The sequence below is a fragment of the Amycolatopsis samaneae genome, from assembly GCF_039541975.1.
GTDB lineage: Bacteria > Actinomycetota > Actinomycetes > Mycobacteriales > Pseudonocardiaceae > Amycolatopsis > Amycolatopsis samaneae.
The window spans coordinates 195,937-209,044 of record NZ_BAABHG010000002.1 but is presented as its reverse complement, the minus strand read 5'-3'; the positions used below and the strand labels follow the sequence as shown (position 1 = coordinate 209,044).

The 13,108-nt window shown below is 72.4% G+C and carries 16 protein-coding genes; 12 read left to right on the top strand and 4 right to left on the bottom strand.

Translation table 11 applies throughout. The annotated features are described in order from the left end of the window. Positions 1-10 precede the first annotated feature (10 nt). From ABD987_RS04185 to ABD987_RS04175, 3 genes are all read left to right on the top strand, one after another. A complete protein-coding gene (locus ABD987_RS04185; protein WP_345387096.1) occupies positions 11-1,360 on the top strand; it encodes a lipase family protein in 1,350 nt (449 codons plus the stop codon). Between the two features lie 144 nt (positions 1,361-1,504). After that, positions 1,505-1,939, top strand: coding sequence for a VOC family protein (locus tag ABD987_RS04180; RefSeq protein WP_345387094.1), 435 nt, complete (start codon positions 1,505-1,507; stop codon positions 1,937-1,939). A gap of 5 nt (positions 1,940-1,944) precedes the next feature. Next, positions 1,945-2,586, top strand: a complete 642-nt coding sequence (locus tag ABD987_RS04175; protein WP_345387092.1) for a winged helix-turn-helix transcriptional regulator — start codon at positions 1,945-1,947, stop codon at positions 2,584-2,586. Positions 2,587-2,614: 28 nt separating this feature from the next. Here ABD987_RS04175 and ABD987_RS04170 read toward each other — a convergent pair whose 3' ends face one another. Continuing rightward, positions 2,615-3,208: a TetR family transcriptional regulator gene (locus ABD987_RS04170; protein WP_345387090.1), complete on the bottom strand. Its 594-nt coding sequence runs from the start codon at positions 3,206-3,208 to the stop codon at positions 2,615-2,617. 101 nt (positions 3,209-3,309) lie between these two features. Between ABD987_RS04170 and ABD987_RS04165 the strand changes: the two genes are divergently transcribed. The 4 genes from ABD987_RS04165 (at position 3,310) to trpA (ending at position 6,427) form a co-directional block, all read left to right on the top strand. Next, positions 3,310-3,987 (top strand): nitroreductase, encoded by a 678-nt coding sequence (locus tag ABD987_RS04165; RefSeq protein WP_345387088.1) that lies wholly within the window; start codon positions 3,310-3,312, stop codon positions 3,985-3,987. Positions 3,988-4,025: 38 nt separating this feature from the next. After that, entirely contained in the window at positions 4,026-4,181 is a 156-nt protein-coding gene (gene trpM / locus ABD987_RS04160; RefSeq protein ID WP_345387086.1) for a tryptophan biosynthesis modulator TrpM, read from the top strand. 177 nt (positions 4,182-4,358) lie between these two features. After that, positions 4,359-5,594, top strand: coding sequence for a tryptophan synthase subunit beta (gene trpB, locus ABD987_RS04155; RefSeq protein WP_345387084.1), 1,236 nt, complete (start codon positions 4,359-4,361; stop codon positions 5,592-5,594). After that, entirely contained in the window at positions 5,591-6,427 is an 837-nt protein-coding gene (gene trpA, locus ABD987_RS04150; RefSeq protein WP_345387082.1) for a tryptophan synthase subunit alpha, read from the top strand. The genes trpB and trpA overlap by 4 nt, the downstream gene beginning before the upstream one ends. Before the next feature lie 35 nt (positions 6,428-6,462). Here trpA and ABD987_RS04145 read toward each other — a convergent pair whose 3' ends face one another. After that, on the bottom strand, positions 6,463-6,648 hold the full coding sequence (locus ABD987_RS04145; protein WP_345387080.1) for a hypothetical protein: 186 nt from the start codon (positions 6,646-6,648) through the stop codon (positions 6,463-6,465). Between the two features lie 85 nt (positions 6,649-6,733). Next, a complete protein-coding gene (locus ABD987_RS04140; RefSeq protein WP_345387078.1) occupies positions 6,734-6,967 on the bottom strand; it encodes a hypothetical protein in 234 nt (77 codons plus the stop codon). Between the two features lie 190 nt (positions 6,968-7,157). On the opposite strand from ABD987_RS04140, the gene ABD987_RS04135 reads away from it, so the two are divergent. From ABD987_RS04135 to ABD987_RS04125, 3 genes are read left to right on the top strand one after another with little or no spacing between them, the layout of a single operon-like run. Then, positions 7,158-8,351 carry a sensor histidine kinase gene (locus ABD987_RS04135; protein WP_345387076.1) on the top strand — a complete coding sequence of 398 codons (1,194 nt, stop codon included), beginning with the start codon at positions 7,158-7,160 and terminating at the stop codon, positions 8,349-8,351. After that, a complete protein-coding gene (locus tag ABD987_RS04130; protein ID WP_345387074.1) occupies positions 8,352-9,029 on the top strand; it encodes a response regulator in 678 nt (225 codons plus the stop codon). Between the two features lie 41 nt (positions 9,030-9,070). Further along, positions 9,071-10,216, top strand: a complete 1,146-nt coding sequence (locus tag ABD987_RS04125) for a cytochrome P450 (RefSeq protein ID WP_345387072.1) — start codon at positions 9,071-9,073, stop codon at positions 10,214-10,216. Between the two features lie 45 nt (positions 10,217-10,261). On the opposite strand, the gene ABD987_RS04120 is transcribed toward ABD987_RS04125, so the two are convergent. Then, complete coding sequence (locus ABD987_RS04120) at positions 10,262-10,699, bottom strand: PPOX class F420-dependent oxidoreductase (RefSeq protein WP_345387069.1); 438 nt, start codon at positions 10,697-10,699, stop codon at positions 10,262-10,264. Between the two features lie 119 nt (positions 10,700-10,818). On the opposite strand from ABD987_RS04120, the gene ABD987_RS04115 reads away from it, so the two are divergent. After that, positions 10,819-12,300: a hypothetical protein gene (locus tag ABD987_RS04115; protein WP_345387067.1), complete on the top strand. Its 1,482-nt coding sequence runs from the start codon at positions 10,819-10,821 to the stop codon at positions 12,298-12,300. Beyond that, positions 12,300-13,100 carry a hypothetical protein gene (locus ABD987_RS04110; protein ID WP_345387065.1) on the top strand — a complete coding sequence of 267 codons (801 nt, stop codon included), beginning with the start codon at positions 12,300-12,302 and terminating at the stop codon, positions 13,098-13,100. Before ABD987_RS04115 ends, ABD987_RS04110 begins: the two co-directional genes overlap by 1 nt. Positions 13,101-13,108 lie beyond the last annotated feature (8 nt).

The following is a 13,108-nucleotide window of genomic DNA, read 5'->3' as shown; positions in this document are numbered from 1 at the left end:
GATCCACTTCATGATTCAAAGGGGAGTCATGGTCAAGAACCCTGTTCGCCTGCTGGCCGCCGCGGTCGCCCTCACGTTGACCTTCGTCGCCGCGCCGGCCGCCACGGCCGCCACGGCGGCAGGGCCGGCGACCACCTCGGCCGACCCGTTCTACGCCTACAGCGGCGATGAGCCGCTTTCGTCGTTCGCCCCCGGGACCGTGCTCAAGACCCGGACGCTGAACTACCACGTCGTCGGTGTTCCCACTCCGCTCAAGGCCGTCCAGTTGCTCTACCGGACGACCGACGCACAGGGCCGCCCGTCCGCCAATGTGACCACGGTGGTCCGCAGTCTCACCGGCGACAGCGGTAAAGCCGTTTCGTACCAGTCGTTCTATGACTCGCTGAACCCGGAGCACGGTCCGTCGCGGGCGATCGCGGGCGATGTTTCGCTGGGTGGCCTCATCCCGAACGCGGAGGCGCTGTTCATCGCGCCCGCGCTGCTGCTGGGCTACAACGTGGTCATCCCCGACACCGAGGGGCAGACCGCGAACTTCGCGGCGGGGCCGGAGTACGGCACCAACACCCTGGACTCGGTCCGCGCCGCGACGAGGTCCGCGGAAACGGGCATGAACGCGAGCACGAAGTTCGGGCTCATCGGGTACTCGGGTGGTGCCATCGCGACCGGCTGGGCCGCCGCGCTCGCCCCGGGTTACGCGCCCGACGTCGACCGGAACCTCGTCGGCTTCACCGAAGGCGGCGTGCTCGTCGCCCCGGCGCACAACCTCAAGTACGTCGACGGCAGCGTCGCGTGGACCGGTGTCCTGCCGATGGCGCTGATCGGGGCGTCCCGGGCTTTCGGCATCGACCTCAAGCCCTACGCGAGCAGTTATGGCCTGCAGGTGCTCAAGGACCTCGAAAAGGCGTCGATCATCGACGCGGTGGGGCACTATCCCGGGCTGACCTGGGCGAAGCTGGTCAAGCCGGAGTACGTCAACCCGAACTCGATCCGCCCGTTCGTCGAAGCGGTGAACAAGATCAACATCGGCCAGGCGCCCACGCCGACCGCCCCCGGTTTCATCGCGCAGGGCAACGGCGGCGTCTTCGAGGGCACCTTCGGCAACCCGCCCGGCATCGGGACCGGCGACGGCGTGATGGTCGCCGGTGACGTCCGCGCGCTGGCGAACCAGTACTGCGCCACCGGCAACAGGTCGATCAAGTACGAGCAGTACGACGTGCTCAGCCACGTCGGGGCGGCCGCCGCGTGGGCGCCGTCGGCGATCGGCTGGCTCAACGACCGGTTCGCCGGCAAGGCCGCGCCGACCAGCTGCGGGCACATCCCGGCCGGGAACTCGCTGGCCCCGGAGCGGCCGACCTCCTGATCCACGTCCGGTACGCCGGTCAGGGAAAGCCTCCTTGAGGGCCTTCGGGTCCCCCTCAAGGAGGCTTTTTCGTGGCCTTGACGCTCCACTTGTTTTTTGCAAGTGTAGGGCGGTCCACAACGGACCCGCGAGAGGGAGACCCCGATGACCACGATGTTCGTCAACCTGCCGGTGACCGACCTGGAGCGCGCGAAGGCGTTCTACACGGCGATCGGATTCACCATCAACCCGCTGTTCAGCGATCACAACGCGGCCTGCGTCGTCGTCGAGGACGGCCACAGCGGCATCATGATCCTGGCGCGCGACTTCTTCCAGACCTTCACCGACCGGCCGATCGGCGACCCGGCGGCGGCCGTTTCGGTGTCGACCGCGATCTTCCTCGAAAGCCGGGACGCGGTGGACGCGACGCTCGCCAAGGGCGTCGCCGCGGGTGGCTCCGAGTCGCACCCCGTCGCGGACTACGGCTTCATGTACCAGCGTCAGCTCACCGACCCCGACGGCAACGTCCTCGAGTTCGGCTACATGGACCCGGTCGCCGCCGAGCAGGGGCCCGAGGCCGTCGCGAACCAGCAGGCCTGAGGTCGATGGCCGCACGCGACTACGGGCAGTACTGCAACGTCACGCGGGCACTGGAGCTCGTGGGCGAGCGCTGGGCCCTGCTCATCGTCCGCGACCTGCTCGTCGGGCCGCGCCGTTACGGGGAACTCGCCGCGGGACTGCCCCGGATCCCGAGCAACATCCTGGCGGCGCGGCTCAAGGAGTTGCAGGAGGCCGGTGTCATCCGCCGGGCGCCGCGCTCACGCGTCGTGCTCTACGAGCTGACGCCCTACGGCCGTGAACTGGAGCCCGTCGTGCTCGCGCTCGGTGCCTGGGGTTTCAAGGCGATGGGTGAGCCGAGGGAGGAGCAGATCGTCACTCCCGACTCGATGACCATCGCGCTCCGTACCGCCTTCCGGCCGCGGGTGGCGGCGGATCTCCCGGCGACCGCCTACGCGGCGCGCTTCGGTTCCGCCGAGCTGCTCATCCGGGTGGACGGTCCCGCCCTCGACGTGACGCGCGGCGACGGGCCGGTCGACCTCGCCTTCGCCGCGGGGCCGGACATCCGCGGGCTCATCTCCGGCGAGCTCGCCCCGGACCGCGCGATCGCGACCGGTGTGGTCGAGGTGCTGCGCGGGCCCGGCGATCTCCTCGGCCGCTTCGCGAACACGTTCCACCTGGCCGCCTGAGCCAGGCGCCCGTCTGGCATTCCGTCCTTCACGGACCTCCGGTGGCGAGCGCCGCGTCGAGCAGGGTCTCCGCCGCCGTTCTCGCGTAGCGGGCGCAGCCCGGATCGTCGAGCACCATCGAGCGGCTGGCGGCACCGTCCACGAGGACCGCCAGCTGCTCGCCCAGCGCCCGCGGTTCCGCGATCCCGAGCTCGCTCACCAGCGCGGTCAGTCGGGTGGCCAGCCGCTGTTTCTGCTCGGCCGCGTAGACGTGGACGGGGCTGCCCGGATCGGGGAACTCCGCCGCCGCGTCGACGAACGGGCAGCCGCGGATCGGGCCGTTCCCCTCCGGCACGGTGAACAGTGCGAGAAGCCGCTCCCGAGGGGAAAGGTCTTCGCGGTCGAGCACGCCTTCGGTGGTGCGCCCGGATTCCACGAGGTGCCGGAGGTAGCCCACCACGAGCTCGTCCTTGGTGGGGAAGTGTGTGTAGAGGGTGCGTTTGGACACCGGCGCGGCGGCCGCGACCTGTTCCATGCCCGTCGGGTTGATCCCGTGCGCCTCGAACAGGGCGGTGGCCGCGCCGAGGATGCGCTCGCGCCCGCCCCTGCCCCGGCGTCGCCGGACCGTCTCCCGCTCGCTCACCCCTTAAGCATACACGTCCGTTTACTTAACGCCGTCGTCTTCTGCTAGCGTCGGCCTTAGGTAAACGTGAGTGTGTACATAATCGAGCGAGGAGTGACGCTGTGCCGACCCCACTGGCCGAACACGCCGAGAAGCTGATCCGTGGCAGGCGGGCCATCCGGGCCTTCCGGCCCGATCCCGTCCCCGGCGAGACGATGCGGGCGATCTTCGCGCTGGCGGGGGCGGCCCCGTCGAACTCCAACACGCAGCCCTGGCGGGCCGAGGTGGTCAGCGGCGCGGCCCGCGAGCGGCTGAGCGACGCGCTGCTCTCGGCACACACACGGCGCCGTCTGTCGGTGGACTTCCCCTATCGGGACGCGCTGTACAGCGAGACGCATCAACAGCGGCGCAAGGGTTTCGGTGAAGCGATGTACGGAGCTCTCGGCATCGGCCGGGAAGACACCGAAGCCCGCGACGCCCACAACGCGGAGAGCCTGCGGTTCTACGGCGCTCCCCACGTAGCCCTGGTGTTCGCACCGTCCAATGCGGACGAACGGATGACCGCCGATGTGGGCATGTACGGGCAAACGCTGCTCCTGGCGATGACGGCCTACGGGGTGGCCAGCTGCCCGCAGGGTCTGCTGGGCTTCTACGGGGACGCGGTGCGCGAGTCGCTGGGCGTGACCGGCGGCAAGGTGCTGTTCGGCGTTTCCTTCGGCTACGCCTGCGATTCCGCCCCGGTCAACCGGGTCAGGACCCCGCGTGCCGGGCTCGGCGAGACCACCCGGTTCCACGAATAGCCGTGACCGGGCGCCGGAGGATGGGCTAGGATTCCGGTGTGCCCATCGCCCTGCGCCTCGCCCGCGGCTGCCGTCCGCGTGGCTGCCGGGCGCCCGCCCGCCGGGTGCGCGGGCGCCGGGTGCGGTACGTGATCGGCGCCGAACCCGGTCAGGTCAACGGGATGCGATGGCGCCGCGCGCGCCGCGCCGCGTAGGGCTTCCGAGGGTTTTCTCTTCCCCCGTCCTGCTTTCACCACGTCGGGACCGGCATGTTCACGGACGCCGTGGACGCCGGAAACGGCGGGGTGATTCGCCGCGCGGACGCGCCCGCCCGTGACCATCATCGGCCGGAAACCGGGGCCATCCGCCCCGGGCTAGGAGCATGCCGGAAAATGCGCGACAGCGAATTCTTCTTCCCCGCACCGGAAAACCAGGGGCCCGACGCCGAGGGGTACTTCGGCGCGTTCGGCGGACAGTTCGTCCCGGAGGCGCTGGTCGCCGCCGTCGGCGAGGTGGGGGCCGAATACGAGAAGGCCAAGGACGATCCCGCGTTCGTCACGGAGTTCGAAGACCTGCTGGCCCACTACGCCGGGCGCCCGAGCGCGCTCACCGAGGTGCCCCGCTTCGCCGGGCACGCGGGCGGTGCCCGGGTGTTCCTCAAACGCGAGGACCTGAACCACACCGGCTCGCACAAGATCACCAACGTGCTCGGCCAGGCGCTGCTCACCAGGCGCATGGGCAAGTCGCGGGTCATCGCGGAGACCGGCGCCGGTTCGCACGGCGTGGCGACCGCGACCGCCTGCGCCCTCTTCGGTCTGGAGTGCACTGTCTACATGGGAGAGACCGACGTGCGGCGGCAGGCGCTGAACGTCGACCGGATGCGGATGCTCGGCGCGGAGGTCGTCCCGGTCGGCTCCGGCTCCCGCACGCTCAAGGTCGCCATCAACGAGACCTTCCGCGACTGGGTCGCGAACGTCGATTCCACGCACTACGTCTTCGGCACGGTCGCCGGGCCGCATCCCTTCCCCGCGATGATCCGCGACTTCCAGCGTGTCATCGGCGTCGAGACCCGCCGCCAGGTCCTCGGGCGTGCCGGGCGGCTGCCGGACGCGGTCGTCGCCTGCGTCGGCGGTGGCTCGAACGCGATCGGCATGTTCCACCCGTTCCTCGCCGACGACGGCGTCCGGCTCGTCGGCTGCGAGGCCGCCGGGCACGGTGTCGGGACCGGGGAGCACGCGGCGTCGTTGTCCGCGGGCGCGCCCGGGATCCTGCACGGTTCGCGTTCCTACGTCCTGCAGGACGACGAGGGGCAGATCACCGAGGCCTACTCGATCTCCGCCGGGCTGGACTATCCCGGCGTCGGGCCCGAGCACGCGTACCTGCGTGACCTCGGCCGTGGCGAATACCTCCCGGTCACCGACGACGCGGCGATGCGCGCGTTCCGGCTGCTTTCCCGGACCGAGGGCATCATCCCGGCGATCGAGAGCGCCCACGCGCTGGCCGGGGCGCTCGAACTGGGCCGGGAACTGGGCGAGGACGGCCTGCTGGTGGTGAGCCTGTCCGGGCGCGGGGACAAGGACATGGACACCGCCGCCCGTCACTTCGGGCTGCCGGCGGTGACACGATGACCACGTTTCCCGTTGTCGCACAAGGAAACCGGCAGCTGCTCGCCGACACGCTCGCGCGGGCGAAGGCCGAGGGGCGCGCCGCCCTGGTGACCTATTTCCCGGCGGGCTTCCCGACCGTTGACGGCGCAGTCGAGGCGATCGGGGCGATGCTCGACTCCGGCGCCGACATCGTCGAAGTCGGGCTGCCGCACAGCGATCCGGTGCTCGACGGGCCGGTCATCCAGACCGCCGACGACCTCGCCCTGCGCGGTGGCGTCCGGATCGCCGACGTGCTGCGCACCGTCCGCGCGGCCCACACCGCGTCGGGAAAGCCGGTACTGGTGATGACGTACTGGAACCCGGTCGACCGCTACGGTGCCGGGCGGTTCGCCGCCGAGCTCGCCGCGGCGGGGGGAGCGGGCTGCGTCCTGCCCGACCTGCCGGTCCAGGAGTCCGCGCGCTGGCGCGGACACGCCGAGAAGCACGACCTGGCCACGATTTTCCTGGCCGCGCCCAGCAGCACGGACGCGCGGCTGGCGGAGATCGCGGCGGCGAGCTCCGGGTTCGTCTACGCGAGCTCCCTGCTGGGAGTCACCGGGGCCCGCGCCGCGGTCGGCGAAGCCGCGGGGGACCTGGTCGGGCGCGTCCGGGCCAGGACCGGGCTTCCCGTCTGCGTCGGCATCGGGGTCGCGAACGGACGGCAGGCCGCCGAGGTCGCGGGTTTCGCGGACGGGGTGATCGTCGGCTCCGCCCTGGTGCGCGCGATGCTCGACGCGTCCGGTGCGGCGGAAGGGATCGCGGCCGTCCGCGCGCTCACCCGCGAACTGGCCGAGGGCGTCCGCGGGCACGGATGACAGCGGGCCGCCGGGCTGACCGGGTGCGACGGCACTCACGCGTCGGCGGCGGTGGGGGCGTCCAGCGGCTCCTGCTCCGCCGTGCCGTCGCCGGTCAGCTCGCGCGCCGCGCGCACGGCGGGCGTGTCGTAGCGGGCCCAGCTCTCCTGGTCGAGGTGCGCGCCCGCGGCCTCGGCCGCGGTGAACACGGCCGAGGCCGCGTGCGGGTTTCGTTCCGGCATGAGGTTTCCCCCCCCCCCCCATTCCGGCGCTCGCGTGACGCGGCCACGAAACGCCCCCTCGGCGCTTCGTGACCGACGTCCGTGGTCAGCGCGGCGCCTTCTTCTGGCGGTCGTGTGCCCAGCCCGCGAGTACGACTCCGACGGCGGTGAGGAGCAGGAGCACGACCAGCCGCCCGCCCCAGCCACCGGGTATCCCGTCGAGGGCACCCCACAGCGGGGCCGAGGTGTGGTCGAACAGGCTGCGGATGGCGGCCTGTGCGAAGACGATGGTGATCACCATGCCGAGAATCTGCAGCGCGACGTAGCCGCCCTTGTGCATCGTGGTCCTTCCGTTCGGGGCGTTCTCGCCCTGGTGACGTCCAGTCTCGCGGGAGTGACGGCCGGACACATCGGCTCCGTGGCGCGCGGTGGCCCCGACCGGAGTCGGAGAAGGATCTTCGACTCCGGTCGGGGTGGCACCGTCCCGCGGCGGGCTGCGCGGGGCCGGGCGGATCGAGGATGATGGGCCGGTGAAAGCAAAGGCGGGGGATGCCGCGCCGCCGCTCGGCCCGTGGCAGCACGCGTGGCGGCCGCTCGCGGCCGCGGTGCTGGGGGTGCTGGTCTGGCTCGTCGCCGCGGGCCAGCTGCCGTACGGGACCTCGGGCCCGGTGCTCGGCTGGCTGCTCATCGGTGACCCGCTGGTGGCGCTCGTATGCCTGGTGCTGCTGATCTGGCGGCGGCGTTACCCGCTCACCGTCACCACGGCGGTCGTGGCCGTCTCGACCGTGTCGACACTCGCGAGCGGCGCCGTGCTGCTCGCGATCGGCTCGCTGGCCGCGCGACGGCGCCCGGTGCAGACCGTGTTCCTGGCGGTGGCCTGCGTGCTCACCGCCCCGCTCACCAACGGCCTCTATCCGCAGCGGGGCGAACCGCAGCCGTTGTGGCTGACGCTGGCCTACCCGGCCCTCATCGTGGGCATCGTGGTGGCGGTGGGCGTCGCGGTCGGGGCGCGGCGGGAGGAACTGCGGTCGCTGCGGGATCGGGCGGAGAGCGCGGAGCGGGAGCAGGCCGCGCGGGAGGCGGAGACCCGGACGCTGGAGCGGCACCGGATCGCCCGCGAGATGCACGACGTCCTCGCGCACCGGGTCTCGCTGGTCGCCATGCAGGCCGGGGTGCTGGGCCACCGCACCGACCTGCCCGCCGACCAGGTCGCCGTGCTGGCCCGCGGTATCGCCGACGGGTCCCACCAGGCGCTGGAGGAACTGCGCGAGGTCCTCGGCGTGCTGCGCGCGAACCCGGACGGCCCCGAGCCGCCGCAGCCCTCGCTCGACGGCGTCCCGGCGCTCGCCGCCGACGCGCGGGCGCTCGGCCTCGACGTCGAGGTCACCACCGCGGTGACCGGACAGCCCCCGGATCTGCTCGGGCGGACCGTGTACCGGATCGTCCAGGAAGGACTGACCAACGCGGGAAAACACGCCCCGGGCGCGCGCGTGCGGGTCGCGATCGAGGGCGCGGCGGGCGAGGACCTGCGGGTGACCGTCCGCGACACCGGGGCTTCGCGGTCGGCCGGCGGGACACCCGCGTCCGGATTCGGGCTGCTCGGCCTCGCCGAACGGGTCGGGCTGGCCGGTGGGACCCTGGAGCACCACCCGGTCCCCGGGGGTGGCTTCGAACTCGGGGCACGGCTGCCGTGGCCGGTCCGTACCGGCGAAGGGAACGCGTGAGTGGACACCGAAACGGAACCGGTGCGGATCGTGCTGGTCGACGACGACCAGCTGGTGCGGATGGCGCTGCGGCTCGTCCTGGAGGGCGAACCCGACCTGGTCGTGACCGGCGAGGCGGCCGACGGGGACGCGGCGATCGCGCTGGTGGCCGAGCGGGGCCCCGACGTCGTCCTGATGGACGTGCGGATGCCCGGCCGCGACGGGCTGAGCGCGACCGCGGAGATCCTCGCCCGGCCCGAGCCGCCGCGCGTGCTCGTGCTGACCACGTTCGACTCCGACGAGATGGTGCTCGGCGCCCTGCGTGCCGGGGCGCTCGGGTTCGTCCTCAAGGACACCCCGCCCGCCGAGATCGTCGCCGCCGTCCGCGCCGTGGCCGCCGGGAACCCCGCGCTCTCCCCGGCCGCCACGGCCCGGCTGATCGCCGCGGCGACCGGGCCGGGGTCGGCCGGGGAGCGGCGGGCGGCCCGGGACGCGGCGCGGCGGAAGCTGGCCGCGCTCACCGAACGCGAGCGGGAGACCGCGCGTGCCATCGCCGAGGGGCTGTCCAACACCGAGATCGCCGGACGGCTCTTCATCAGCGTCGCGACGGTGAAGGCGCACACCAGCGCCCTGTTCACCAAGCTCGGCCTCGGCAACCGGGTCCAGATCGCGCTGCTGGTCCGCGACGCCGACGAATAAAAGCCCGGCGGTGACCGGCCATCGAGGGGTAACTTTGGCCAGTGTTTCCCGTCGGGGCCGCGGTGACGGCCGTCGAACTGGCCGCCGATCCCCATCCGGTACTGGCGCGGCTGCGCGCGGCCGAGCCGGTGTCGTGGCTGCCCGCGCTGAACGGCTGGCTGGTCACCCGGCACGATCTGGCGCTGCGGGTCATGCGCGACGCGGCGGCCTTCACCGTGGACGATCCCCGGTTCTCCACCGCCAGGGTCGTCGGCCCGTCGATGCTGTCACGGGACGGGGACGAGCACGCCCGGCACCGGGCCCCGTTCTCGCGGCGGTTCCGGCCGAGGGAGGTCGAGGAGCGGTTCGGCGCCTACGTGCGCGAGGAGTGCGAACGGCTGGTCGCCGGTTTCCGCGACGAGGGCGGCGCCGAGCTGCGGCGGGCGCTGGCCGGTCCGCTGTCCGCCGCGGTGGTGGCGCACGCGCTGGGCCTGCGCGACGCCGACGTCGCCCGCGTCCTCGCCTGGTACGACGCCATTGTGTCCACTGTGGACGACTACACGGCAGGACGGGAACCGGGGAACGGTGGCGCGGAGGCGTTCGGCGAGCTGCGCGCGCACATCGAGGGTTCGGTGGCCGCCCGCGATCCCTCGATGCTGACCGACGCGGCGGCGGCGCTGGCGCTGCCCGAGGTGGTGGCGAACGCGGCGGTGCTGATGTTCGGCGGCATCGAGACGACCGAGGGCATGATCGCCAACGTCCTGCGGCACCTGCTGACCGAGCCCGCGTGGCTGGCCGAAGTCCGGGCGGACCGGACGCTGGTGCCCGCCGTCGTCGAGGAGTCGCTGCGGCTGGAGCCCGCCGCCGCGGTGGTCGACCGGTACGCCACGCGCGACGTCGAGCTCGCCGGGGCACCGATCGCCGCGGGCGACCTGGTCACGGTGTCGCTGACCGCGGCCAACCGGGACTCGGCGGTGTTCGCGGACCCGGACGTCTTCGATCCCCGCCGCCCGGAACCGCGCGGGCAGCTCGCGTTCGCGCACGGGCCGCACTACTGTCTCGGCGCCGACCTCGCCCGGCTGGAGACCCGGATCGCCGTCGAAACGGTCCTCGACCGGCTGCCCGGCGTCCGGCTGGCCGCCCCGTCCACGCCGTCGGGCCTGGTGTTCCGCAAACCCGGCGCCGTCCACGTGGCCTGGGGGAGCTGAAGGACGCTTTCAGTGCATCGAGCGCACTAAAGGCGTCCTTCAGCGTCAGGAGGCGATGCCGCGGCGCGCGATGACCTTGGTGATCTTCGCCCGGACGAGGGACTCCTCCGGGACGGCGTTGCGCCTGCCGTAGGCCTCGGCCCGCTCCTGCCCCATGTACCGGCCGCCGAGCCGGGTGGCCCAGTCGAGCATCTCGGGCAGGTCGTGGGTCAGCCGCGCCTCGGCGGTGAACTGGACGTAGGAGTAGGGCGGCCGCTGGTCGTCGACGCACAGCGAGATCCGCGGGTCGCGGCGGATCGCCTTGCCCTTCAGGGTGTCCGTGCCGGTGGTGAACACCAGCTCGTCCCCGTCGGGGGTCTCGTCCAGCAGGAACCACACCGGCGTCACGATCGGCGCGCCGCTGGCGCGCACCACCGCGAGCATGCCCGTCCGGGTCCCCTCGGTCGCGAACGCCCACCATTCGTCCCTGCTCATCTCGTGCATGATCTCAAGTTAGACCCGCGGCGCGCAGCGCCCCCGTTGAGGGCGGTGGCGGGGGCATGGATGGAGGTAATAGGTCACCCGTGCGTGCGCCCGGGGAAGGCCGACTAGCCTGGCCTGCTGTGCGAGACGACGAACTGACCGCGGCGGGACTGGCCGACGAGGGCCTGACGCGGCGGCTCAAGGCTCTCGCCTGCACCGCGCCGCTGCACGACCTCGACGCGCGCAAGGCGAAGCTGGACTGGGCCGACGCCACGATCTACCAGATGGCCGAGATCGCGCTGCACACGATCGACCAGGTCACCATCGCGATGGACTTCGACACCGGCGCCGGGCACGACGAGGTGATCGACCGGCTGCTGCCGTTCATCGCGCTCCAGGCACCGTCGCGGATGCCCGAGGAGCACGTCCGGGTGGCCAAGTGGGTACTCGACAACATGATCAACGTCGGCACCACCGATCGCGGCTTCCGGCGCGTCTACGGGTCGATCGGGCCCGGCGGCTACCAGCGCCGCCAGTTCGACTTCAAGCTGCTGGTCGAGCTGGCCGCCCCGGACGGCGAGGTCTACCTGCGCGCCACCGACGAGGCGATCAACGTCCTGGTCGGCGCGCTGGACACCGACGTCGAGTCGGCGCAGATCGCGGCCGAGGTCAAGCTGGAGAACCTGATCACCCGCGGCCGCCTCGCCGACGCCAAGCTGGCCGCCGAGCAGGCCCGCTACCGCACCGTCCAGTACGGCGAGACGCTGCGCGCGAAGCTGGACGCGACCCGCCGCGACGTCCGCGCGGTGGACTGGGAACGCGAGGTCCCCGAGCTGCTGGACAACGCGCTGAGCCATATCGAGTCCCGCTTCCGCGCGGAGAACGCGATCCTCAAGAACATCACCACCGCGCGCGACGAGACCGAGGACCTGGACCGCAAGCGCCGCGCGGCCGAGCTCGTCGACATCGTGGGCGACTGCATCCGCCGCCACACCCGCCTCCAGTCGCGGCTGGCCGACGCGGGCGCGGTGTTCCGGGCCGAACAGGACCGCCAGCAGTTCTCCGGTCCGCCGCAGCGGGCGACGCTCGACCTGTTCGGCCAGCTGCTGGTGCCCACGCTCGATCTGCCGCTGGCCGACGCGGCGGCCCCGGCCGAGTCGTTCTTCCACGCCGTCGCCGGGATCACGCCGCCGGTGGTGCCGTCGCTGTCGGCGCTGGTCTCGCTGCTGCTGCGGCCCGCGCCGGAACGCGAGCAGCTGATCGGCGAGATCCCCGAGCCCGAGCTGATGCCCGCCGAGGACAACGACCGCTTCGGCGACGAGGTCTGGCGCCGCGCCGACGAACTGCTCCACCTGCCCGAGGTGCCGCGCAGGCTGTCCGGTCTGCTGGAGGAGGCCCGCCGGATCGATCCGGCGTTGCCGTCACTGGTCGCGCTGCGCGCGCTGCACGCCTACAGTCCCGAGGTCGGCGCCGCGCGGCGGCAGGGGGAGCGCGAGGTGCTGCTCGCCGTCGACGACGGCACCCTCCTGGCCGACCCGGACTTCGGCGGCGCCGACCTGCTGCTGTCCACCGCGCAGCTCGACCGTGCCGACGAAGAACCCGAGAACGAGGAGGTCGCCTGATGGCCGTGTCCCACAGCAGCGTGGACGCCGAGGCCGCCGCGCGGCTGGTCGCCTACGGCATGCGGCCCAAGCAGCTGCCCGCGCGCGACGTCGTGTACGGCGAACTGGTGCGCCGCTACGCCGAGGACAACGCGTTCAAGGCGCTCACCCACGCGGTCGCGGCCGGGCTGGGGCTGATGGTGCTGGAGGTCAACCAGCAGGCGGGCGCGGTGCTCGCCGCGACCGACGAGTCGGTGTTCGAGATCCGCATGGACAGCTACGCGCGGCAGAGCAAGATCCGTGAGCGCCGCGAAACCGAGAAGGTGCTGCACGGGCTCATCCACCTGGCCACCGCCGCGCTCGGCTACCCGCGCCCGGACGACCTCGCCAACGACACCTACATCGGCCGGGTCAGCGTCGAACAGGTCGACGCGATGGTCCGTGAGGCCGCGCGGATGCTCGACGAGCGCGCCGCGGAGGCCGAGGCGAACAACGACCCCCTGGCGGACGCGCCGGAGCTGGAACAGGCGTGGCGGGCCTACGCGCGCCGCCCCGCCGCCGCGGCCACCAAGGACGGCAGGCTCGCCGCCGACACCACCCGCGGCATGGTGTCCCGCGCCCTGCGTTTCCTTGCCGACCAAGGATTCCTGGTGCCGGTGAGCGACGAGCAGGGCGGCACCTACCGCACCACGCCCCGCTACCAGATCCAGGTCCGCGAACTGGCCGCCGACGCGGCCTTCGACGATCTGCTGGCGCTGAACGTGGTGGCGGTGGCGAACGAGGGCGGCTCGCTGCGCGCGGCCGCCTCCGAGACGCTGTAACCAAGAGG

What these genes read in the sequence shown, in the direction of transcription:
- trpA (WP_345387082.1), top strand. Translation starts at nt 5,591, where the DNA reads ATGACCACGTTTCCCGTTGTCGCACAAGGAAACCGGCAGCTGCTCGCC.
- ABD987_RS04180 (WP_345387094.1), top strand. Translation starts at nt 1,505, where the DNA reads ATGACCACGATGTTCGTCAACCTGCCGGTGACCGACCTGGAGCGCGCG.
- ABD987_RS04110 (WP_345387065.1), top strand. Translation starts at nt 12,300, where the DNA reads ATGGCCGTGTCCCACAGCAGCGTGGACGCCGAGGCCGCCGCGCGGCTG.
- ABD987_RS04185 (WP_345387096.1), top strand. Translation starts at nt 11, where the DNA reads ATGATTCAAAGGGGAGTCATGGTCAAGAACCCTGTTCGCCTGCTGGCC.
- ABD987_RS04175 (WP_345387092.1), top strand. Translation starts at nt 1,945, where the DNA reads ATGGCCGCACGCGACTACGGGCAGTACTGCAACGTCACGCGGGCACTG.
- ABD987_RS04145 (WP_345387080.1), bottom strand. Translation starts at nt 6,648, where the DNA reads ATGCCGGAACGAAACCCGCACGCGGCCTCGGCCGTGTTCACCGCGGCC.
- ABD987_RS04120 (WP_345387069.1), bottom strand. Translation starts at nt 10,699, where the DNA reads ATGCACGAGATGAGCAGGGACGAATGGTGGGCGTTCGCGACCGAGGGG.
- ABD987_RS04140 (WP_345387078.1), bottom strand. Translation starts at nt 6,967, where the DNA reads ATGCACAAGGGCGGCTACGTCGCGCTGCAGATTCTCGGCATGGTGATC.
- trpB (WP_345387084.1), top strand. Translation starts at nt 4,359, where the DNA reads ATGCGCGACAGCGAATTCTTCTTCCCCGCACCGGAAAACCAGGGGCCC.